Raw genomic sequence first — 22,697 nt, 5'->3', positions numbered from 1 at the left:
ATGGATACTTATCTACTCTTCTTCGTCCTTTTCGGCACCCTGCTCTATTTCATGAATAAAGACTGCCTCCGCAGCAGCATCGTTGTCTTCAACCACTTTAAAAACTTTGTCGAGCATGGAAATTTTCATCAGTTTTAGCACGTGCTCCTGAAGCGATGAAAGTATAAAAATACCGCCTTCTTCACCAAAAGCCCGGTTTCCTACGAGTAGGGCACTGAGCCCGCTGGAATCAGCGTATTTTATGCTTGTCATATCCAATATCAGGTTTTTGTATCCTTCGGCATGTACCGTTAGCAATTCCGATTTCAGTTGCGGAGAAAGGGTGGAATCTAGTTTTTCCTCCATTATGGTGAAAAGTACAAATTGTTCTTTCTTATCTACAGCGTATTTCATTTTTCAGTGTATTTACTTCGCATTACGTAAGTTTGAAATTTCCCCTAAGGGGCATTTCCGAGTTTAAAATTAGCTTAAAATATGTTGGTGCCAAAATGATCCGGTACCTTCATTCAAATATGTTCCAGAATCGCACTTCTGATTCGTGTTTCCATATCCGAACTATCTGCAGGGACAAAGGTTTTGCCGGTGATGTGTTCAAATAATTCAATGTACCGATTCGAAATGGAATTCACGATTGCAGGACTCATCTCGGGAATGGTTTGACCAGGCTTTCCCTGAAAACCGTTTTCAATAAGCCACTGCCGCACAAATTCTTTGGAAAGCTGCTTTTGTGCCCTGCCCTGCGCCTGCCTTTCTTTATATCCCTCCAGGTAAAAGTACCGGGAAGAGTCCGGAGTATGGATTTCATCAATCAAAAGGATCTCACCTTCGTAGGTACCGAATTCATATTTGGTATCTACTAAAATCAACCCCTTTTCACGGGCCATCTCGCTCCCTAACTTAAACAGGGTATGGGTATAGGCCTCTAGTTGCACGTACTCTTTTTCGCTGACAATACCTTTTTTCAGAATGTCTTCTCTGGAAATGTCTTCATCGTGGCCCTCTGATGCTTTGGTGGTCGGGGTGATGATCGGTTCGGGTAGAGGATCGTTTTCTTTCAATCCATCTGGCAGGGATACCCCGCATAGGGTTCTTTTCCCATCCCGGTATTCTCTCCAGGCATGTCCTGCCAGGTAGCCCCGGATTACCATTTCCACTTTGAAAGGAATGCATCGCTTTCCCAGGGTAACATTGGGATCCGGCGAAATATCAACCCAGTTGGGTACAGCTGAAGCCGTAACGGACAGAAAATGATAAGCAATTTGGTTTAGCACCTGGCCTTTGAAAGGAATGGGGACAGGCAAGACCACATCGAATGCAGATATCCTGTCGGTAGCCACCACAGCGATGGTTTTATCAAAAATATAGACGTCCCTTACTTTTCCCCGGTAAAAATCCACCTGACCTGGAAATTGGAACCGAGTATTTTTTATGCCTTGAATCATGTGGTATCAATTTTTACATGCAAAAATAGAAATTATTCTTGAGCTTCCGGATTTTCCTTCAAAATCAGCGGTAGAGAAATAGATTCCAGTCTGGTAGTTTCCGGTGCATCAAAAAAAATTACTGTAGTACGCCCCTTTTATAAGTAACTTTCTTTATCACTTTCCCGGTTTCGTCAAAAGTGGTTAATGTGCCATGCCTCAATCCTTTTCGGTAATTTCCCCGAGAGGCAACCGCTCCGTTTTCGTGAAACGTGACGAATTCCCCATGTTTGATTCCTCTTTTGTAGGACACTTCGGATGCTTTCTGACCACTTCGATGGTAGCTGGTATACAAACCCTCCAATTGCCCCTCCCTGAAGTTTTTTTCAGTAAGTAATTGACCATTTTCGGCATATTCCCGATGAATACCTTCCGGGACTCCTCCGTCAAAATGCTTAACTTCCCGGAGTTGTCCGTCCAGATAGAATGTTTCCTGAATTCCGTGTGGCTTTCCATTTTGAAAAGCCACACGGCCCTGAATTTCACCTGATTCGTAAAAGGACTCTAGCGTTCCCTGCAAGTTTCCCGCCTGGAATTGAGCATGCTGAGCTACCTTGCCACTGGGGTAAAAGGAAGTCACTTTTCCCTGTACCTGATCTTCCTCGTAGGGAGTGATTTTGAGGGTATCCCCCGTTTCAGGGTGTAGTTCAACGAACGTCCCCGATTTTTTACCCTCCTTAAACTGTCCCGTTTGGGTTAAATTTCCGAATGGATCGTAAAATCTGTAAAACCCGTGGGCTTGTCCCTCTTTGGTTTCATACCGTTCTTTGATACGGGTATTTTCATCATCGTAAAAATTGGTTTCCACCTGGGCAAACGCAGAAGTATTTATGCAGAAAACCTGCAGGTATAGCAGACAGATAAAAATTAATATAGGGTTCAATTTCATAGTAATAAGGAAACCGTTTCTACAATGAATTTAAAGTAATTAATGTAGAAAAGTCAGGTAAAAAACCAGGCTTCAATAGTCCGGCAATCCCCTTTTAGGCTGTTCGGTAGGTTTTTTTCTATTTTGCTGGATATAACGCAGTTCATTGCTGTTCATCGCATCCAGAATTTGGGTGGCTTGCTCAGGAGTAATGTTCATTTCTTGTAGCCGTTGCCGCAATTCTTCCATGGCTTTTTCCCTGTCGCTGAGATCACTGTCCAAACTGCCGGGATCCTCGGATTCTTCCTCTGTTTGTTCTCCCCGTTGTTCTTCCATTTCATCGGATTCATCCGCACCGTCTTCCTGCGTCTCTTCCTCTCCTTCACCACTTTCCTGATCCTCGCTTTGCTGATCTTGTTGCTCTTGTTCCTGAGATTCTTCCTGGTCTTGTTCCTGTTGCTCCTTATTTTCCTGGTCTTGCTTTTCCTGCTCCTCCTGGTCCTTTTGAAGTTTTTCCCACAATGCATTCAGCCTGGGGTCGTTTGGATATTTTTCAAGGCCCTCAGCCAATAGTTGGCTGGTACCCGGGATATCCTCATTTACATATTGTCTGGCGGCTTGATTGAAATATTCCGTTTCGGATTGTGCCAGTAGTCTTAAAGGGCCAATCAAAAGTAGGGCGAAAAGGAAATAGTTAATGATTTTCATTGATTTCATTGATCTCTTTTAAGTGATCCATAAATTTTTGGTAGTGGGCTACCGTTTCATCGATTTCCAGGGCTCTGTTCATAATCTCATTTGCCTCTCCAAACCGAAACCTGTCGACCATTTCATCTGCCTGGGCTTTCATTCTTTTGGCATAATTGGAAGGCTGGATTTGATCTTCCTCCTCTCTATCTTCTTCGTTTTCCTGATTTTCTTCGTTGCCTTCAAGCCATCGTGCCAGAAGTTCATAATTGTACCTGGCCTGTTCATTTTCTGGATTCTTAAGCAGGGCCGTTTTGAAATAGGATAAGGCTTCCTGGTATTTTTTTTCATTGCCGAGCAAAACGCCTTGCTGATTGGCTGCGAAAGAAGGAATGGTATTGTCTTCTACGGAAATAAGGGGTTCGTAGGTTTTTTTGGCATCTTCTTCTTGTCCGTTGTTTTGGTAGCTCAGGGCAAGGTTGAATCGGATTTCTGGATGATCCAACCCATGGTCCTCCAGCAGGGCAAGGTGATTTCGCACCGAATTTTCGTAATCGGCATCCTTGAATGAATTTTCAGCAGTGGCAAGGGCTTCGTTGGTGATGGAAATTTTTTTCCAATCACCGGGAATTATCAAAAACACCCAAAGTAAATACCTGTACACTATGGTATAGCTCATTTTTTATAAGGATAAAGTCCTGACCGGTAAGAGGGAATCCAGCACTGCCAAAACAAGGCCCGCCAGCAGGAAATAGAAATACTTGTTGGAGGAGGCCTCTACAGTACGACTGGCCATTACGGTTCCTTCCAGATTGGCAATGGCATCTATTAGTTGGGGAATTTCCTGCAAGTCATCACTTAATTCAAAATAATCCCCGTCTGTCTGGTTGGCAATTTTTCGGAGATTGTCCGAACTGAGCCTGGAGATGGCCGGGCGGTTGGTTTGCTGATCAATGACCACCCCACTGCCTCTGGGTATTGTAGTCCCTGAAGTGGTGCCTACACCCATAGTGTAGACCCTGATTCCCGATTCTCGAAGCTTTTCCAGCGTGCCATCCAATTCCTCTCCAAAATCCTCTCCGTCGCTTATCAGTATGATAGCTTTTGACTTGGGTTCCTGGCTTTCGTCCGACAAAAATTTGTTGTAGGCCATATTGAGCGGCGCCTCAATGTCGGTTCCCGAATTTGGTACCAGACCCGTGTTCAACCCATCCAGATGCAACTGAATCACGTTCTGGTCAAAGGTCAAAGGACACTGAATAAAAGCTTCCGATGAAAATATGATAATTCCCAGTCGGTCCGAGCTGAAATTTCTCACCAGGTTTTTCAATTCGAATTTTATTCGCTGTAGCCTGCTGGGCTGTATGTCTTCAGCATTCATAGAACGGGAGAGATCTATGGCCAGAAAGATGTCTTTTCCTTCCTGTTTGATTTCTTTCATGGCATTGCCTATTGATGGCCCTGCCAGTGCAATCAGGAATAAACAGAAATACAGGCTACGAAGAATCATTTTCCACACCAGACTTCTTTTTTTTACGACTATTTTTTGATTGATAGTCCAAAAACGGTACAAGTAGGCGGCGTAGAGCAGCACAAACACCGCCGTCAGCGTCAAAATCAAATCGGTATCAGGATAGGCCCAAATCATGGCTTGAAATTAATCATTAATACTTAAAACGTAATGGATGTGGCCGAATTATTACCCCTGAGGAAAAATTGCCTCGGTTCTTCAGAAATAAAGCCGGATTTCCTTAACCATTTAATTTGGATGTCGTTATCATTTTAGTTGTAAGAATTGGGTTCTTTCTTTCGCATCATTGATTACATCTCACATCCAGCACTACGCATGTTTACATACGAACAAAAATCTTTTTTGGTATATTTATTCTTCTTTTTTACCTACCTCCTATTAGTTAATCAAGCTTCCGGACAGCAAACTACCCCTGTAAGAGGTCAGGTGGTGGATAAGGCTTCCGGGGAACCTTTGCCCGGGGCAACAGTGAGCTGGGAGGGGCAGGCGCAACAAGGCACCATCACTGACGAGAATGGAAACTTTATCCTACCCATGCGAGAGACTTCCGGTACTTTGCTGATCCGATTCCTGGGTTACCAATCCATTACTCGTGACCTAAGTGAAAAAAACAAAATAGAGGCCTTGGTATTTTATTTAAGCCCGGAAGAATGGACTCTGGAGGAAGTGGTGGTTTCTGAAAGGAAATCGGATGACAATGTGGCCAGCACGGAAATGGGAAAGAACATTATCTCAGGCCAGGAATTAAAACGCATCCCGGCGTTATTTGGAGAAGTGGACTTGTTGCGCGGGATCCAATTGCTTCCGGGAGTGACCACTGCAGGAGAAGGATCCACCGGGTTGTTTGTCAGGGGAGGTTCCGCGGATCAAAACCTGATTCAGATTGATGGTGCTCCTATCTACAATCCATCTCATTTTTTCGGGTTTTTCTCGGTGTTTAATCCAGATGCCCTTAGTGATGTTGCCCTTTATAAAGGCACTATTCCTGCCGAGTTTGGAGGAAGGGTTTCCTCGTTGGTAGACATATCCCTGGAAGAAGGGAATACATCCAAAATCAAGGGAGAGGGGGGGATAGGAAGTATCAGTTCCAGATTGACCGTCGATGGACCTTTGTTTTCTGATAACTCCTCTTTTATTATCTCCGGCAGAAGAACGTATGCGGATTTGTTTCTGACCTTTTCTCCCAACGAAGACATACGAGATAATCAACTCTACTTTTACGATTTAAGTGGCAAGTTTATGTGGAGAGACGGGCAGCAAAACAAATTTACATTGTCTTCCTATTATGGAAGTGATTTTCTGGGTCTGAGAGGTCAATTTGGGTTGGGATGGAAAAATTGGGTCAATTCTTTCACTTGGGATCGCAGGATCAACGATCGTAATTACCTGGACGTATCTGCTTATTACAGCCGCTACCAATACTTGATTAGTTTTTCCGATGAAGAAAACGGATTTGATTGGTCCAATCACTTTGCGGAGTCGGGAATGAAAACTACCTGGACCTATATTCCGAAGGAAAATTCGGAATTGAAAGCCGGGATGCATGGGCAGCTTTACCATTTCGCCCCCGTAGACCTGCAGGGAAGTCTGGAGAGTGGTATTGAGCCCTTAGACTCGCATCCGCGAACCGGACTTCAGTTCAATCTTTTTCTGTCCGGAAAAACAGAGGTTTCGGATAGGGTAAGTTTAGAGGCTGGATTGCGCTGGGGAAATTACCAGCAAATCGGGAATGGGGTAAATTACCTGTACGACAACGATGATCCTCAGGGAAGCGAGCAGGTAATTGATACCCTGGAATACCGGCTGGGTGAACGAATGCAGGCTTACCAGGGTTGGGAGCCTCGGTTTTCAGCCCGGTACCGAATCGCATCGGGTACCTCTCTTAAAGCAGGATTTAATCGTAATTACCAGTATATTCAGGTGGCCTCAAACAGTTCAGCAGGGTTGCCCATAGACCGATGGGTTCCTGCCGGAAGGTATATTTTACCCATCAGAGGAGATCAGGTTTCTGCAGGATTGTTTCAGAACCTGATGGACGATCAATGGGAGGTTTCCCTGGAGGGGTATTACCGGGACTTTAGAAACATAGTGGATCTGAAACAGGGGGCCAACGTGCTGTTTACAGATAATATCGAAACCGAAATCCTAACAGGGAACGGCTGGTCATATGGGATGGAATTTTTGCTACGAAAAAGTTCCGGCAATACGACCGGCTGGCTGAGTTATACCTGGTCTCGGGTGTTTCGAAAGATTCAGGGGATTAATCAGGGCCTCCCGTATCCTCCCCGATTTGACAGACCACACGATTTAAGCCTGGTGGTTTCGCATCAATTAAACGAGCGATTGTCATTTTCAGGTACTTTTATATACACCACGGGAATAGCGGTAACCTTACCGGTAGGGTCTTATGAGGTGGATAGTCAGCGGGTCCCTTTGTATAGTGAACAAAGAAACGGCGACCGCTTCCCGGATTACCATCGGTTGGACCTGTCGGTGACGCTGAAAAACAAAGACAAAGGCAGGTGGTGGCAGGGAAGCTGGAATTTCAGCGTTTACAATGTCTATGGTCGGAAGAATCCATTCTCTTATGAATTCACAACCATCTACAACAATGATATCGGTTTTGAACCAGGACCAAATGAAGAGGCTTCTTCTGCTCGTCCAGGTGCTGTTATGACGTATTTGTTCAGTGTTTTACCTTCTGTCACGTATAATTTTAAATTCTAATTGCATGAGATTAATTGTCATTTTAGGATTCGCATTTTTATTTTACTCCTGTCAGGAAGAGGTAGCCCTTGAATTGGAGAATCGGGATAAAATTCCGGTGATTGAAGGCGTATGGACGGATAATCCATCGGAAAACTTTGTGTCTGTCGCCTATTCGCGTGATTATTACGATACACTTGACAATGAGCTTATCCCGGATGCTTTGGTTCAAATTGAAGATTTGAATAATGGAGGTATCGTCGAATTTCGGTATGTCGGTGAATTGGGGCACTATCTTCCTCTCAATCAACAAGCTGCAGAAATAGGACATGAATACCGGTTGCGAGTCGCTCTGGAGGGAAATGAGTACAGTGCTACCGGGACCACGCTGGAAGCTCCGGTACTGGATAGCATTACGTATGAGTTCAAAGAAGAACGGTTCTTTGCGGATGAAGGATACTATTTGACATTGTATGGAAAAATACCATTTAATGAAAATAATTTTTACCGCCTGAAACTTACGCGAAATGACACCTTATTAAATAGAAGATCGGATTATTTTCTTTTCGATGACACGTTTGGTAGTTCTATTTTGAATAACGGATTTGAACTCACTGGTTTCACCTTTGAAAAGGAGGACAAAGTCAAGTTACAAATGCTAAGATTAAATGAAGGTGCCTACGATTACCTGAACCAATTGGTCAACTTGTTATTTAATGACGGTGGATTGTTTAGTCCGCCTCCAGCAAATCCAGAGACCAATATTAGGGTAAGTCAAGGCTCAGGAGAGGTGATGGGGTACTTTATGACCGCACCGGTGGTCACCCGGACGATCGTGATCCGGGAAGAAGATGCGAATTAAACAAAATCCTTGATTTGAACCATGCTGTACTCCCAAAGTTGATCTCGTAATTTTTTAGATCTGGCCGAGGAGGAAACGCTTGCGACTTTTGATTTCTTAAAATAATCCCCGTTTTTACCGGGAACTTTGGCAGTGGTGGCCAGGAAGATGCCGGTTTCGGCTCCTTTGGCCGGGCTGATCATCAGGGGCTTGAACAGGGAAAGAAGGATTTTAAAGATTCCTTTGCTTTGGTTTCCAAAGCCTGTATTCACCACTCCTGGATGGAGCGCATAAGCTTCCAGCTTTTTGTCAGCGTATTTTTCAGCCAGAGATTTGGTGAATAGAATGTTGTATAATTTGGCATTGGCATAAGCCTTAAATGAACTAAAATTCCTGATTAACTCCAAGTCTTTTCTGTCTACCGAGGCACCTTTGTGTGCTTCGGAACTAACGCTGATTACCCTCCCTCCGGCTCCATTAATGAGCAGGGGCATCAACAGTTGTGTCAATAGAAAATGCCCCAGATGGTTGGCTGAAAAGGTGAGTTCATGCCCGTCTTCGGTTAACGTTTTTTCCGGAAAAATCCCCCCTGCGTTGTTGATCAACAGGTCCAGGGTATCGGTTGCTTCATTGAGGGTCTTGGCTGCAGCGGCCACGGATTTGAGGTCTGCCAGGTCGCAATAAATGATTGTAAACTTATCCTTACTGCCAGACGGATCGATAGAATGAACCAGTTCCTTTGCTTTTTCCTCGTTTCTTACCAATAGGAATACACGGCTGCATTTTGGAGCGAGGGCCTTTGCTTTTTCTGCACCAATTCCTGAGGTGGCGCCTGTAATTGCCAGTTGCATCATAAGTGTTTTTATTTAGTGGTAGTAACATGCCGAGTCCTTCGAATGTTCAGCTTCATGGAGATTTCTACTTTCCTGAAAAATACATTGGTACTAACAAAATGTACTGATGAGCAAGAAATAAAGTTTAAGGCAATGCCTACACCAATTAAAGCCAATAAATTAATTTTCCCTATTTTTGTTGAAGAAGAATTTACGGAAAGTTTAGTTTCCTAGAAAAAAAGCCTCTGATTAAGGGGCATACTGCATTCAATCATTTAATTAATTGTTTTTAGTGGAAAACGAGAAATTTATAGATATCAAAAAGGTAATTGAATCCAAAAACCCAGCTCTATTGAAATGGATGCCGGGATTTGTTCTGAAATACATCAAGAGAATCGTACATGAGGACGAGGTAAATGACATCATGCTGCGCCATGCTGACTTGAAGGAATTAGAATTTGTAGATGCGCTCATCAAGGAATTTGGGGTAAACGTGGAGGTAAGTGGGGAGAAGAACATTCCACTGGACAAAAGCGTGATATTTGCGTCCAACCATCCATTGGGGGCGTTGGATGGAGTTGTGCTGATGCATGTGCTCGGTAAATACAGAAATGATTTGCGGTTTTTGGTAAATGACGTATTGATGAATATCCCCCATTTCGGAAAGCTGTTTGTTCCGGTCGACAAACACGGGAGCAGCGGGAAGAAAGGGGCGGAACTTATTGAGGAAACGTATGCCTCGAACAATGGAATCCTGGTGTTTCCGGCAGGCTTGGTTTCCAGAAAACAGGAGCATGGAATCAGGGATTTGGAATGGAAGAAAAGTTTTGTGAATAAGGCAAGAAAATACAAGAAAGACGTGGTTCCTGTATACATAGAAGGGAGGAACTCATCTTTTTTTTATAATTTGGCAAGCCTTAGGAAAAAAGTAGGAGTAAAGGCCAATATTGAGATGTTTTATTTGGCTGACGAGATGTTTGGGCAAAAGAACAAAAATATCGTTGTCCATATAGGAAAACCAATTTCTTACAAGTATTTTGATGCTTCCAAGACGGATAAATACTGGGCAGAAGAGGTCAAAAAAATAGTTTACAACATTGTCCAAGACTAGTAGGATTTATGCAAGAAATTATCAACCCGATTGACCGGGAGGTTATCCAAAGTGAGTTATCGGCCGAGCGGTTTTTGAGATACGTGAATAATGGTGAGAATGAAATTTATCTGGTTAATCAGCACAACGCACCCAATGTGCTGAAGGAAATTGGCAGGTTGCGGGAAATGTCATTTAGAGCAGCAGGAGGAGGAACGGGTTTGCCATTGGACATCGATGAAAACGATACCTGTGAAAACTGTTACGATCAATTGATTGCCTGGAATCCCGAAGATAAAGAAATCATAGCAGGTTACCGGCTGATAAAATGTGCGGATGCCGGATTTACTTCAGATGGAGCAGTGAATCTTTCTACCGCCCACCTTTTCAATTTTTCGGATCGGTTCGTTAAGGAATACCTTCCCTACACCATCGAGTTGGGCAGGTCATTTGTCCAACCAAAATACCAGCCTAGTGTGGATAACAGAAAGGGTATTTTTTCCCTGGACAATCTATGGGACGGCTTAGGCGCCGTGGTGATGATCAACCCGGATATTAGGTATTTGTTCGGAAAAGTGACCATGTACCCGCATTACAATGCAAAAGCCCGGGACTTGTTACTTTATTTTATGAATCATTATTTCCCAGACAAGGACGAATTGATCTGGCCGATTACACCGCTGGGGTATAAGACCGATCCGGAAAATTACGAAGGCTTTTTCGAGGGGATGAGTTACAAAGAAGGATACAAGGCTCTCAATTCTCAGGTGCGGGTATTGGGAGAAAATATTCCGCCGCTCATCAATACCTACATGAATCTATCCTCCACCATGAAGACTTTTGGCACGGCCATGAATTATGAATTTGGCGCTGTGGAAGAGACGGGTATTTTGATTACGATTGGAGATATCTACGATTCCAAAAAACACCGGCATCTGGAAACTTTTGACAGGGATCGGGAGTATGGAGTGAAAAAAAAATAAGCGATGCAGCATTGTGAATTTCTCCGAAAATGAATGTAAGTCCCTTAGGAAAAACCGGCCTGCAGGTACCACCTGTCATTTTTGGGAGTAGCTCACTGGGAAATCTTTTTCAGGAGTATCCCAAAAAGGATAAGGTAGCCATTTTGAAAGAAATATTTCAAGCCACTTCCCCAAATACCGTTTTTGACACTGCTGGAAAATACGGTGCAGGCCTTGCCCTGGAAGTACTGGGGGATTTTTTACAGGAAGCGGGCATAAAGAAAGAGGACGTAATCATTAGCAACAAGTTGGGCTGGGTGAGGGTGCCGTTGGAAGCCGTGGAACCTACTTTTGAACCTGGTATTTGGAAAGGTATCGAACATGACGCCGTCCAAAAAATTAGCTATACCGGAATGATGGAATGCTTCGAAAAGGATAATGCCCTGTTGCAGGGTTACAAACCCCAGTTGATTTCGCTGCACGATCCAGATGAATACCTGATGGCGGCGAAAGGAGAGCAGGAAAAGACCCATCGCTGGGGGCAAATCCTGGAAGCCTACAGGGCTTTGGAAGATTTAAAAAAGACCGGAAAAGTGTTGGGAATAGGAGTAGGGGCCAAGGACTGGACCATTATTCGAAGGATCTGCCAGGAGATATCGCTGGATTATGTCATGCTGGCGAATAGCCTGTCACCTTATTCACACCCTCCTGAACTGATGGAATTTGTGGAGTCATTGAGGAAAAAGGAAGTGGGAATCATCAACGCGGCCATTTTCCATTCCGGATTTCTGGTTGGTGAAGATTACTTTGACTACCGTAAAATCGATCCGAATAGCCCTGAAGGAAAAGAAAAATTTTCGTGGAGGCAACGGTTTTTTGAGACTTGCACGCAATATAAGGTAGCCCCTTATCATGCGTGTATTCAATTTTCTCTTGCCATTCCCGGAGTTGGTAGCATTGCACTCAGTATCAATCATCCCGATTGGATTCGGAAAAATATACAGGCTGTGAATGAAAAATTGCCAGCCTCCTTTTGGCAAGAATTAATAGATAAATCCTTAATTTCAAATTTCCCCTTTTTAACGTCAGAATAGATTCACCTTCAATTCAAACCCATGAGCTCACACGTTACTTCTGAAAAGGCCGAGCTGATTTCCAAAAAGAACTTTTGGCCTTTCTTATTGCTCACCACCCTTTTTATGCTTTGGGGGGTAGCGCATAACATGACCGATACCTTGCTGGCAGCTTTCAAAAGGATCATGAGCATGACTGACTTCCAGACCTCCTGGATACAGTTGGCCTTTTATGGTTCCTATTTTTGCCTGGCACTACCTGCGGCCATATTTATCAGAAAATATACCTATAAATCCGGCATATTGTTGGGTCTGGGTCTCTTTGCCTTAGGGTCACTACTTTTTTATCCCGCAGGCATGATGATGTCATACGGTTTTTTTCTGGCGGCCTTATACGTGCTGGCCGGGGGATTGTCCATTTTGGAAACGGCTGCAAATCCCTATGTTTTGGTGATTGGGCCTCCTGAAACAGCCACCCAAAGGCTTAACCTGGCGCAGTCTTTTAACCCTATTGGGTCGGTTATCGGAGTCTATTTGAGTAAAGTTTTCATCCTCTCTCAATTAAATACGGCTGAGGCGGCAGACCGAACGACAATGGATCCAGAAACCCTAAAGGCTATGCAAGCGGACGAACTCGCAGGTGTAGTTAGCACCTATGTTGGGGTGGCACTGTTCCTGGTGGTGGTGTGGTTTGTAATCCGGGCTGTGCGCATGCCGGTGGCTTCGGAGATTGTAGAAAAAGATGGCATTATCGCTGGCTTCAAAAGACTGTCCAAAAACAAAAATTACATGCGTGGCGTGATGGCTCAGTTTTTCTATGTAGGTGCTCAGATAGGGGTTTGGTCCTTCACAATTCGGTACGTTATGGTGGAACTTGATGTGATGGAAAGCGGAGCTTCGGATTATTACCTGATATCCTTGATTTTATTCGCTGGGAGCAGGTTTTTATTTACTGCATTGATGAAATATTTTAAGCCTTCATTATTGCTGGCTATTTCCTCCTTTGTTGCCATCCTATTGAGTCTAGTGGTGATTTATGGCAGCGGCATGCTGGCGGTGATCGCACTGGTTTTGATATCGGTTTGTATGTCTCTGATGTTCCCTACCATTTACGGACTATCTGCGGAAGGACTTGGAAACGATACCAAATTGGGAGGATCGGGGCTGATAATGGCCATTTTGGGAGGGGCTTTAATCACCGCTGCGCAGGGACAGGTTTCGGACATTAGCGGGAATATTCAGCTTTCCTATTACGTGCCATTGATTTGCTTTGGGGTTGTGATGTATTTTGGCTTATCCCATTACTTTCACAAGCCCGAGCCTAAGGCTGTCAAAACGATTTAACTCTCTAACGTACAGCACAAAAAAACACCCTCAGACCAGGATGCTTGAGGGTGTTTTTTTGATTACACATAACTAGTTTCTGTCGTAAAATCCAAAGTATTCCCGGGCATTGTTATAGCAAATATTCTCCACCATCTGGCCGAGCCATTTTTCATCCGCTGGCAGTTCTCCATTGACAACATCTTGCCCGATCAGGTTGCAAAGGATCCGTCTGAAATACTCGTGACGTGGAAAGGAAAGGAAACTCCGGCTATCGGTAAGCATACCGACAAAACAACTTAAGATGCCCATATTGGAAAGGGTATTCATTTGTTTTTCCATTCCGTCTTTTTGGTCCATGTACCACCAGCCAGAACCAAACTGGACTTTTCCTTTGACGGAGCCGTCGTTAAAGTTACCTACCATGGTGGCCATTACTTCGTTATCTGAGGGGTTTAGGTTGTACAAAATGGTTTTGGCCAGCTGATCCGTGCTATCCAAGTGGTTTAGATAACTCGCTAGAGCTACACTTTGGGGGAAATCTCCTATGGAATCGAAGCCCGTATCGGGGCCCAATACCCTTGCCATGCGTTCGTTCGTATTGCGTAAGGCACCGAGGTGGTATTGTTGGGTCCAGCCCTTTGCATGGTACATTTTGCTGAGAGCGGAAAGGGTTTTGAATTTAAAAAACCGGATTTCATTCGGTTCTAGCCCTTTTCCTGACAGAATCCTTGAGAAAAGTCCGGAAATATCGTGTTCGTTTTCTTTGAAAAAGTACAACTGTTCCAGTCCGTGATCGGCCAGGCGGCCTCCGTTTTCGTGAAAATAAGCTATGCGATTTTCCAATGCGGAAAGCAGGTCTTCATAAGATTTGATAGCTTGGCCACTAACGGCGGCAAGCTTTTCCAGGTATTGGGTGTATACTTTTGGGTTTTCTACGGCATAGGCTTTATCGGGCCGGAAAGCGGGCAATAGTTTAATGTCGAGTTTTTCTGCTTTGGCCTGCTGGTGGTACTCCAGGCTGTCTGTCGGATCATCGGTAGTACAGACCACTTCCACATTCATTTTGGATAAAAGGCCTCGGGTTCGGAATGAATCCTGCTGAAGAAGGTCTGTTGACTCTTCGTAAATCTGTTCTGCGGAAGATTCGTTAAGCAATTGCTCGATGCCGAAATACCGTAGGAGTTCCAGGTGCGTCCAGTGGTACAAGGGGTTTCTCATGGTATGAGGTACCGACTTTGCCCAGCTCATAAATTTTTCCTTGTCGGAAGTATCTCCGGTAATGTATTTTTCAGATACACCCAAGGTTCGCATTGCCCGCCACTTATAATGGTCTCCTTCCAACCAGATGTTAGTCATGTTGTTAAATTGACGGTTGGTAGCTATATCATGAGGAGAAAGGTGACAGTGGTAGTCGATGATAGGCATTTTTTTGGCGTGATCGTGGTACAATGCCCTGGCAAAATCACTTTTCAATAGAAAATCGTCGGTTAAAAAGGTGTCTTTGGTGGCTTTTATCGTATGCTCCATTTGCTTTGGTTTTTTTTAAACTTAGGTAATAATAAAAATTATTTTGCTCTTATTCCAGCATTTACCTGTATTTAGGCAATCGATTGCACAAATTAAATTAAAATTTCATAAAAACCCATTCTAAACGCTTTTTATTACTTACAATGAAGATTTTATGTTGCTAATATTTTTGTAAAACACTGGTATTGTTTTTTTTTTACTTGTTTTACCCTTATATTCCAAGTATCAATTATCCAATTCTCCTTTCCATGCATGTACTGAAACGAAGAAATTTCCTTAAAAGAGGGCTTCAGATGGCCGCGCTGCCTGCTATTAGTCCCATTTTTCATTATGAAAGCCCACAAAAAACATCTCAAAACCTGAAGTTGAGCCTTAACGCCTATTCTTTCAATGCTGCCTTGTCCAGTGGATCTCTCCAATTGGAGGATTTGTTTGATTATTGTGCCAAAGAAGGTTTTGCAGCCGTAGACCTTACCGCATACTACATTCCGGATTACCCTGAAGTCCCCTCGGATGAGCTGCTTTTTGGAATAAAAAAGAATGCCCATCACAGGGGTCTGCATATCAGCGGCACCGGAGTGAGAAACAATTTTACCTTAGGGGATACTGACTTGCGAAAGAGGGAAATAGCATTAGTAAAGCAGTGGGTGGTAGCAGCTGCCAAATTGGGAGCCCCTGTCCTGAGGGTCTTTGCTGGTCCGCGACTGAAAGCAGGGGAGAACTGGGAGGAAAAGGCGGCATTGGTGATAGCCGCTTGCAAGGAATGCGCCGGTTTTGCTGCCCAGCACGGAGTAATTGTTGCCATGCAAAATCACAACGAATTTGTTCAATCTGCCGAACAGGTGAATTACATTATGGATGGCGTAAATGAGGAATGGTTTGGCCTGGTCCTGGATATCGGCAGCTATTCCCAACACGATCCCTACGATGAAATCAGCAAAAACATCCAGCATGCGGTGAATTGGCAGCTCAAGGAAAATGTCAATCATTTTGGCACCCAAAAACCGGTGGATTTAAAGCGCTTAATGGCGGTTATTCGCGAAAGCGATTACCAGGGATATTTACCCATTGAGACCCTGGGGCCCGGAGATCCATTTGAAAAGGTGTCTACATTCCTTGCTCAGGTGCGGGGAGCGTTGGGATAAAGCGGAGTTTTCTTTGCTGAAAAGAATAAAAAAAGGCCTGAAATCTACTTTCAGGCCTTTTCGGGTCTCCATATTAGGAGCTGAAGTTATTCCAATTCTCTGATTTTGATATTTTTGAAGTGAACCTCATCGCCATGGTCCTGTAACAGAATATGGCCTTCTTCTGCTTCACCAAAATTTTCCCATTTCTGGTATTTGCTTTCGGCTACTAGTTCCCGGAAAGCATCGGAACCTCGGGTGTATTCCACTACTTTCAAGCCATTGATATAATGCTCGACGGTATTGTCTGGATGCACTACGATTCGGCCTTTGTTCCACTCGCCTATCGGTCGGACGAATCGGGACTGCTTATCTGCCTTGATCAGATCGTACAGAGATGCCAGTGTGCGGTTTCCGTCTTTTCCTTGTTTAGCATCGGGGTGTCTTTCGTCATCCAATATCTGGTATTCCAATCCGATAGCTGATCCGGAATTGTTTTCGTTGAGGGTAACAAAGTATTTCACACCGCTATTGGCACCTTCGGTTAGTTTAAAATCAAACGCCAGGTCAAAAGCACTATACTGATCCACCGTGACAATGTCTCCTGCATTGGCAGATTCCCTTCCATCGGCAGCCTCTATGGTGAGGACGCCATCATTGATGGTCCAGCCACCGTCAGGAAAGGTTTCTCCCCTGGCACTTCTCCAACCGTCGCTGCTAGTTCCGTCAAACAATAGTTTCCAGCCGATCTCCTTTTCATAGGAAGTCAGTTCGTTGTCCAGGGTACTTACTACGAAAACATCATTTTCGAAAGGAATGGGAGAAAGGTCTTCGGTTTTGATCCGGATATTTCGGAAGTACGTTTTCTTCCCGGCATTTTCAGGATTGTCACCAATGCCGTGAACCTGTAGTCCGATAAATCCTGACTGGTCCATATCGTCTACCAGGTAGGCCACTTCCTGTCCATTGACCCAGGTTTTAAGTGTATTATCGATGAATTCAATGCGATAGGTATTGAACTCCCCTAATTTAAAAGCACTTCGGGCATCGGGATTGTAGGAAAGTGGGTATAGCCATCCTCTTCTGGCCTCATCGTAGATACCGCCAGACCAGGCTCTTTCTTTGGGATCACATTCCACCTGATAGCCGAAAACCCTTCCTCTTCCGTCATTGGCATCGGGATTGTGTTGCCCTCTTACCATTACCCCGGAATTACTCGATTCATCGTCTACCCGGATTTCCAGTTCCAAGATGAAATCTTCATAAGTCTCGTCCGTTACCAGGAAGGTGTTAGGGGTGTTGGCCACAGCTGATCCTACGATCACCCCATCTTCTACGGTGAATTCAGCCTCTCCATCTAATTGGTGCCAACCGTCCAAGGTCTCCCCGTCAAATAGGTTAGTCCAGCCCTCTTTGGTCTCCACGGTGGGTTTTCCACAAGCAGCCAAAAGGAAAACGGCCAGGCTAAACAGGATTAGATTTTGTTTGTTCATAATTTGGGTTTGTTTACGTGTTCGTATGTTGTTTGCCCTAAAAGGCAGCTAAAGGTTTTTGATAGGTTTAAAGATAAACATTATCTTTCGAATATTTAAAAAAAATAAGCAATCGATTGCACAGTTGCCTTTAAGAAATTTGTAAAACTGCTTTCCATCCGGGTTATTTCATTTTTCCAGGCTAAATATTGCATCAAAAATCACTAATTTTAGCTGAGTAGATTATCTATTCCTATAACGCCCTATTTCTGGTCGCTGGAATTTGGCATTCGGGACTGTAAGTTCCAGGCATTTAGTAAAAATCTATTTTTATCTGCATCTATGCAAGGAGTATTCAATTATTGGGAGTTTCTCGCTGGGATAGGTTTATTTCTTTGGGGAATGAGCCAGCTGGAGTTGGCCATAAAGGAATTGGCAGGAAATTCCTTTAAGAATATCTTGCACACTTATACTGACAAAGCATGGAAAGGGATTTTGGTGGGCACTTTGATCACGGCCATTTTGCAAAGCAGCTCCCTGGTGACCCTAATGGTGCTGGCATTCCTCGGGGGAGGGATGCTCCATCTGCGAAATGCACTGGGAGTGGTACTGGGAGCTAACCTGGGAACCACCTTCACTGCCTGGATCGTCGCTACTTTTGGTTTCAAAATCAGCGTAGCCGATTTTGCTTTCCCCTTCCTGGCTATAGGCGTCATGACGTATTTTCTGAACAATAGCCGGCCCTTTCTCAAAAATACAGGCGTTTTTTTATTGGGTTTCGGCCTTTTGTTTCTGGGCCTGGATTACATGAAGCTGGCCATTGATACGTATGCTTCTGCAGTAGAGTTGAGTGCATTCCGGGAATACGGACTGTGGTGGTACCTGGTGTTGGGCGTTGTGGTTACTGCCATGATTCAATCCAGTTCGGCCATGATTGTCATTGTTTTGAGCGGAGTCAATGCTCAGGTAATCGGCACGGATCATGCCTTGTCCATGATCATAGGAGCCAATATCGGGACTACTTTCACACTGATACTGGGAGCTGTAGGGGGCACCGCAGATAAAAAAAGGTTGGCGCTGGCTAATTTTGGTTTTAACTTTTTGACGGGAATTTTCTGTTTTTTCTGGATCGATCAATTGATTTTTGCTACTATCTATGTTTTTGACTTGAGGGACCCTTTAATGGAATTGGTACTGCTGAATTCCCTGATAAACGGACTGATGATCCTTGGTTTTTTTCCCTTTTTATCTCCTTTGGAGGGTTGGTTGAAGCGAAGATTTCGCTCGGATATTCCCAAAGGTAGTTCCCGTTTTGTCAAAAACGTTCCCTTGGACCTGCCATCGGTGGCCCTGATTGCCCTTGAGAAAGAATTGGATGGGGTGTTAAAGGATACCCTCAAGTTGGTGTGGAAAATTATTCACAAGCACAAGGGCCCCAAAAAAGATGCTTCTGTCTGGCGAAAAATTACCTTTCAGCCTAAGAATCTGCTTCAGGATTACCAGCAACTTAAAGACCTGGAAGTGGAGCTTTTTCAGTTTGTACTGAGCCTGCAGGAGAAAAACCTAAGTCCCGAGGAGGCAAATCGCTTGTCCGAGATGACCCATACCCTGCGCTTACTGGTGGTTGGAGCCAAGGAATTCAAAGATGTCGTTCATAACCTGAAAGAAATGGAAGACGCAACCGAACCTTTTGTAGGGGAGGTGCTGGCGGACTTGCAGGGGGAGGTGAAAGATTTTTTGACTGTTTTTGAAGAATACCATCGATTGGAGAAAAAGGATGTGCTCATTCTAAAAACGGTGGAAGAAAAACTCAAATCCAATTATTCCGCTTTGATCCATTCTCTCTACAGCCACCTCAGGAACAAAAAGACCGATGTGAGCATTTCCACCCTGGCAAATGTGATCCAACAGGTTTTTTCCGGCTTGGGACTGATTTGGGAAGGCATCGGATCCATGCAGAAGATAGTGCCCGCAGAACTGGAGAAGCGATAATGGTGTGGCAGTAAAGAGATATAGGAGTTTTAGCGAGAATGGGATCGTACCATTCCCGACACCTCCCCAGCTTGACCCAGGAGGGCATTGAGGGACAAAAAGGAAGGCGGGGTATTTTTCTCTTTTCGTCTGCTTGGCTATTAACTGTGCCGTCCAGGACCCATCCACCTGTAGTACATTGTCCGTTCCCAATCCTGCTCCCCCATGGAGTGTGATCAGGATTGGATACTACTTCTCAGGATCAGGATTTAGGGGCTCATCCAGCGGTACCTCTCCAAATTTAGGATACTGTCTGGGTATTGCAGCGACCATGCAAAAGTTGAAAACAGGAATAGGTCGACTAGAAAAATTAAAATTCCCGAAATTTTAAGCCATTGACGGTTTGCTGCAAAGGATAACATTAAGCTTAATCCAGAAAAAATGTCTTATCCAAGCAGTAACAAAAAAGTTGCTGGAAAAAAGGTTACAGGTTCCCTCGACCATAGCATTTGGAATTATTCTAAAAGTGGTGAGATCAATTCCATATACGTTAGCTGGTTGGGAAGAACTTTTTCTCTACAAAAACGTCTTAAATAATTACACTGATTGGCGACCGTAACTTCATTGGATTATGAAAAAATTACTACTCCTCTTTTTTGGATTTACGTTTTGTTCGATTGGCTCATTTGGGCAGACCGTATTGGGATTCAGTCCTTTGCCCTACCTCTCCGGTAAGAAATATGCGTTGCCTTCTGCTCTTGATTTTCGTATTCCGGGATCAAAATGGATGTCTGACAGTTTGGTGATACCTGGTAAATTTCCATTATCAAAAAACTACCTGGCATCCGGATTAGATTATTCACGCAAACGTTCTGAAGCAAAGGTTGCAACATCCATTATTTCCGAGGAGTACAACATGCCCATTATAGATTTATCAAAAGGATTCTCCTCCAATTTACCGATAAAGAAATTCTCCGAGGATTTTCCTTCCAACATGCCTATCCTTGGAAAAAAACCAGTGCTTCCGGAGACGTTATTCGAGAACTTTAACGAGGATACGAATCCCAAATTCCTGTTTGATAGTGATAAACAGTAAGTAAAAAGGTTTTTTAAGGTTGAATTTCGTTGTGCTCAGCCCTCGGTTAAAATCGGCACTGCTCGTATGCTGGTTCTACAGAAATTTAGGTGGGATAAGGATTAAACCCTTGGAAGAACAAGAATGAAGGCTTGAAAGTCAGAGATGCCATAGGGTCTTTTGTTTTCTTTATTAGGTCCCCTAGAAAGGAAGTGAACCGAAAAAAAAAGATGCCAGGTTTTAATAAAATCCCTGGCATCTCTAAAAAGCATTTATTCAAACTTCACGCTCAAAACAGGAATGTCTGTTTTGAACAGCACCGTATCGGTAACGCCAATTTGATAGGAGGCGTTTGACTTTCGCACGTTAGAAGCAATGCCGATGATCCCGGCATTTTCTTCCTCTGCAAATGCCACGATTCCTTTTTCTGCCTCCTCGTGATTGTAGATATGTCGGTGGATGATCAGGTCTTCCTGACCGGTGGCATAGCTTCGCATCAGCTTTTCCGCTCTGGCACTGTCGGTAAACTTCGCTGGGGTATTGATGTATAGGAAATAAACCGAAGCGCCAATGGTTTTGATCAGGGGTTTCATTCGGGTAAAAGCCGGTCTGCTTGCCTCGTTGAAAAGGGAAGCAAAAACCATTTTTTTCATTGCCCTTCCATCTAGTACTTTCTTTACAGCAAGAACAGGACAGTTAGCCTGCCGCATTACCTTCTGGGTAGTCGATCCAATGAATTTGCCGTCTTCGTAACCTCTACCGTAAGCACCGATCACGATCAGGTCGGCTTTTTGTTTTTCGGCCAGATCCACCAGAACCTGCGCAGGTACTCCCACCTCTACAACAGCCTCAATGGGCGTGCTTTTTACTTTATGTTCAGTAATGAAGGACTTTAACTTGTCCTTTGCTTCTGCTTCCAGGTCCAGGATTTCCTGGTGTTTTGCCTTTTCGGTGGCAGAAAGGTTTTTCCAGTCTAATTCCGAGGTAATGGCGTTTACACAGGTGATGGAAGCATCTCCCCTGGCGGCAATTTTTGATGCCGTTAGAAAGGCGTTTTCGCTATAGGGAGAAAAATCTACGGGGACAATTATGCGTTTCATAATGATAGGATTTTTTTGTTAAAAGCTCGTTTAATTCTGATGGAAAAGCAGTTTCTTTTCCAGATGGAGAATTACGGTTTCCCGATCTCATCTGTTGTTTTTATACTGTATTTCAAAATAAACAAAATGCTTTTTAAAAAAACATGATGCATGTCAGTAGGAAACCTGATAGTTTCCATTGATCTGTCCAAGCTTGTTCCAGGTACCTGATTTATAATTTTCCCACCTGGATATTTTTAAAGGCGATGCTCATCTCGTTGTTGGGGTGGAGTTGTAGTCCGATAGGACCTTTTTCAGGCATGTTTTCAGAAGTATAGGTCATGACTTCCTCTCCATTTAGCCAGACCGTGTAGGTTTGGTCTACCACTTTTACTTTCATGGTGTTCCATGCGTCGGTTTTGAGAAGCTCTTTTACTCCCTCAGCTTCTACAGGATAGGATTTACCAGGAATGTAGGGAGATCCGGTCATGTCTCGCTGAAGGGATCCCGAGATGCCAATTTGGATCTGATCCTTGTCGGAGCGCAAGAAAATACCGGAATCTACGGTTCCTTTGCCCATAAGGAAATCCATCTGAACGACGAAATCACCATATTCTTTTTTTGTCCATAACGTGGAACCTGTTTTAGTGGGGTCGTTTTCTACCGAGATCATTCCGTTTTCCACGGTCCACCAAATATTGTCTTCTGGCTCAACGGTCCAACCTTTCAGACTTTTACCATTGAAGATTGATTTCATTTTTACTTCCTGTGCGTGGGTAACGTTGATCAGGAATAAGGCCATCAGCAGTCCTGGAAGAATGTTTCTGATTTTCATTTTGATTTGGGTTTATATGCTTAAATTGATTCTATTTAATTATTTGTGTTCGTGTTTTTTAACCTATTCTTTTTAAAGAAAGGCATTTGGATTGAAAGAAACAGCATGTTTCGTACCAAAGGTTTTCCGGCAGGGGAAATATTTCCTGAGCAGGTCCTATTTTATTTAACAGGCAGTAGTCATTTTTAAATAGTTAAACCATGAAAACTCGATTTG

20 protein-coding genes are annotated in these 22,697 nt (G+C 43.9%); 9 read left to right on the top strand and 11 right to left on the bottom strand.

Translation table 11 applies throughout. From position 1 onward, the window contains the following. Positions 1 to 12: 12 nt before the first annotated feature. The 6 genes from GKS34_RS20445 to GKS34_RS20420 all read right to left on the bottom strand — a co-directional run bounded on the left by GKS34_RS20445 (position 13) and on the right by GKS34_RS20420 (position 4,684). A complete protein-coding gene (locus GKS34_RS20445; protein ID WP_163386839.1) occupies positions 13 to 393 on the bottom strand; it encodes an STAS domain-containing protein in 381 nt (126 codons plus the stop codon). Positions 394 to 506: 113 nt separating this feature from the next. After that, the gene (locus GKS34_RS20440) at positions 507 to 1,442 is read right to left on the bottom strand and encodes a phosphoribosylaminoimidazolesuccinocarboxamide synthase (protein WP_163386838.1); all 936 of its coding nucleotides are present in this window, start codon (positions 1,440 to 1,442) and stop codon (positions 507 to 509) included. A 118-nt stretch (positions 1,443 to 1,560) separates the two neighbouring features. Then, positions 1,561 to 2,370, bottom strand: coding sequence for a toxin-antitoxin system YwqK family antitoxin (locus GKS34_RS20435; RefSeq protein WP_163386837.1), 810 nt, complete (start codon positions 2,368 to 2,370; stop codon positions 1,561 to 1,563). A gap of 72 nt (positions 2,371 to 2,442) precedes the next feature. Further along, entirely contained in the window at positions 2,443 to 3,057 is a 615-nt protein-coding gene (locus tag GKS34_RS20430; RefSeq protein ID WP_240459391.1) for a hypothetical protein, read from the bottom strand. Continuing rightward, positions 3,044 to 3,715, bottom strand: a complete 672-nt coding sequence (locus GKS34_RS20425; RefSeq protein ID WP_163386835.1) for a hypothetical protein — start codon at positions 3,713 to 3,715, stop codon at positions 3,044 to 3,046. The genes GKS34_RS20430 and GKS34_RS20425 overlap by 14 nt, the downstream gene beginning before the upstream one ends. Positions 3,716 to 3,718: 3 nt before the next feature. Further along, on the bottom strand, positions 3,719 to 4,684 hold the full coding sequence (locus GKS34_RS20420) for a vWA domain-containing protein (protein WP_163386834.1): 966 nt from the start codon (positions 4,682 to 4,684) through the stop codon (positions 3,719 to 3,721). A 198-nt stretch (positions 4,685 to 4,882) separates the two neighbouring features. On the opposite strand from GKS34_RS20420, the gene GKS34_RS20415 reads away from it, so the two are divergent. Then, positions 4,883 to 7,294 carry a TonB-dependent receptor gene (locus GKS34_RS20415; protein WP_163386833.1) on the top strand — a complete coding sequence of 804 codons (2,412 nt, stop codon included), beginning with the start codon at positions 4,883 to 4,885 and terminating at the stop codon, positions 7,292 to 7,294. A 4-nt stretch (positions 7,295 to 7,298) separates the two neighbouring features. After that, entirely contained in the window at positions 7,299 to 8,135 is an 837-nt protein-coding gene (locus GKS34_RS20410) for a DUF4249 domain-containing protein (protein WP_163386832.1), read from the top strand. Here GKS34_RS20410 and GKS34_RS20405 read toward each other — a convergent pair. Further along, positions 8,132 to 8,968 (bottom strand): SDR family NAD(P)-dependent oxidoreductase, encoded by an 837-nt coding sequence (locus tag GKS34_RS20405; RefSeq protein WP_240459390.1) that lies wholly within the window; start codon positions 8,966 to 8,968, stop codon positions 8,132 to 8,134. The two genes, GKS34_RS20410 and GKS34_RS20405, sit on opposite strands and share 4 nt — an antisense overlap. A 271-nt stretch (positions 8,969 to 9,239) precedes the next feature. Between GKS34_RS20405 and glsA the strand changes: the two genes are divergently transcribed. The 4 genes from glsA to fucP are packed head-to-tail and all read left to right on the top strand — an operon-like array spanning position 9,240 to position 13,416. After that, positions 9,240 to 10,058, top strand: coding sequence for a lyso-glycine lipid O-acyltransferase GlsA (glsA, locus tag GKS34_RS20400; RefSeq protein ID WP_240459389.1), 819 nt, complete (start codon positions 9,240 to 9,242; stop codon positions 10,056 to 10,058). 8 nt (positions 10,059 to 10,066) lie between these two features. Continuing rightward, positions 10,067 to 11,020, top strand: a complete 954-nt coding sequence (gene glsB / locus GKS34_RS20395) for a glycine N(alpha)-acyltransferase GlsB (RefSeq protein WP_163386831.1) — start codon at positions 10,067 to 10,069, stop codon at positions 11,018 to 11,020. A 29-nt stretch (positions 11,021 to 11,049) separates the two neighbouring features. Continuing rightward, entirely contained in the window at positions 11,050 to 12,093 is a 1,044-nt protein-coding gene (locus GKS34_RS20390) for an aldo/keto reductase (protein WP_163386830.1), read from the top strand. Between the two features lie 21 nt (positions 12,094 to 12,114). Next, entirely contained in the window at positions 12,115 to 13,416 is a 1,302-nt protein-coding gene (gene fucP / locus GKS34_RS20385) for an L-fucose:H+ symporter permease (protein WP_163386829.1), read from the top strand. A gap of 72 nt (positions 13,417 to 13,488) precedes the next feature. Here the strand turns inward: fucP and uxaC are convergent, their stop codons facing one another. Further along, positions 13,489 to 14,925, bottom strand: coding sequence for a glucuronate isomerase (gene uxaC / locus GKS34_RS20380; RefSeq protein WP_163386828.1), 1,437 nt, complete (start codon positions 14,923 to 14,925; stop codon positions 13,489 to 13,491). Between the two features lie 248 nt (positions 14,926 to 15,173). On the opposite strand from uxaC, the gene GKS34_RS20375 reads away from it, so the two are divergent. Beyond that, positions 15,174 to 16,070 carry a sugar phosphate isomerase/epimerase family protein gene (locus GKS34_RS20375; protein WP_163386827.1) on the top strand — a complete coding sequence of 299 codons (897 nt, stop codon included), beginning with the start codon at positions 15,174 to 15,176 and terminating at the stop codon, positions 16,068 to 16,070. Positions 16,071 to 16,156: 86 nt separating this feature from the next. On the opposite strand, the gene GKS34_RS20370 is transcribed toward GKS34_RS20375, so the two are convergent. Then, positions 16,157 to 17,542 carry a 3-keto-disaccharide hydrolase gene (locus tag GKS34_RS20370; RefSeq protein WP_163386826.1) on the bottom strand — a complete coding sequence of 462 codons (1,386 nt, stop codon included), beginning with the start codon at positions 17,540 to 17,542 and terminating at the stop codon, positions 16,157 to 16,159. Positions 17,543 to 17,863: 321 nt separating this feature from the next. On the opposite strand from GKS34_RS20370, the gene GKS34_RS20365 reads away from it, so the two are divergent. Beyond that, the gene (locus GKS34_RS20365) at positions 17,864 to 19,513 is read left to right on the top strand and encodes a Na/Pi cotransporter family protein (protein WP_163386825.1); all 1,650 of its coding nucleotides are present in this window, start codon (positions 17,864 to 17,866) and stop codon (positions 19,511 to 19,513) included. Positions 19,514 to 20,123: 610 nt separating this feature from the next. Continuing rightward, entirely contained in the window at positions 20,124 to 20,588 is a 465-nt protein-coding gene (locus tag GKS34_RS20360) for a hypothetical protein (RefSeq protein WP_163386824.1), read from the top strand. A gap of 251 nt (positions 20,589 to 20,839) precedes the next feature. Here the strand turns inward: GKS34_RS20360 and GKS34_RS20355 are convergent, their stop codons facing one another. Both GKS34_RS20355 and GKS34_RS20350 read right to left on the bottom strand, forming a co-directional pair. Further along, positions 20,840 to 21,667: a universal stress protein gene (locus tag GKS34_RS20355; protein ID WP_163386823.1), complete on the bottom strand. Its 828-nt coding sequence runs from the start codon at positions 21,665 to 21,667 to the stop codon at positions 20,840 to 20,842. A gap of 211 nt (positions 21,668 to 21,878) precedes the next feature. Beyond that, positions 21,879 to 22,481 (bottom strand): 3-keto-disaccharide hydrolase, encoded by a 603-nt coding sequence (locus GKS34_RS20350; protein ID WP_240459388.1) that lies wholly within the window; start codon positions 22,479 to 22,481, stop codon positions 21,879 to 21,881. Between the last annotated feature and the right edge of the window lie 216 nt (positions 22,482 to 22,697).

Source organism: Cyclobacterium jeungdonense, assembly GCF_010994275.1.
Classification (GTDB): domain Bacteria; phylum Bacteroidota; class Bacteroidia; order Cytophagales; family Cyclobacteriaceae; genus Cyclobacterium; species Cyclobacterium jeungdonense.
This window is presented reverse-complemented; position numbering and strand designations above follow the sequence as displayed.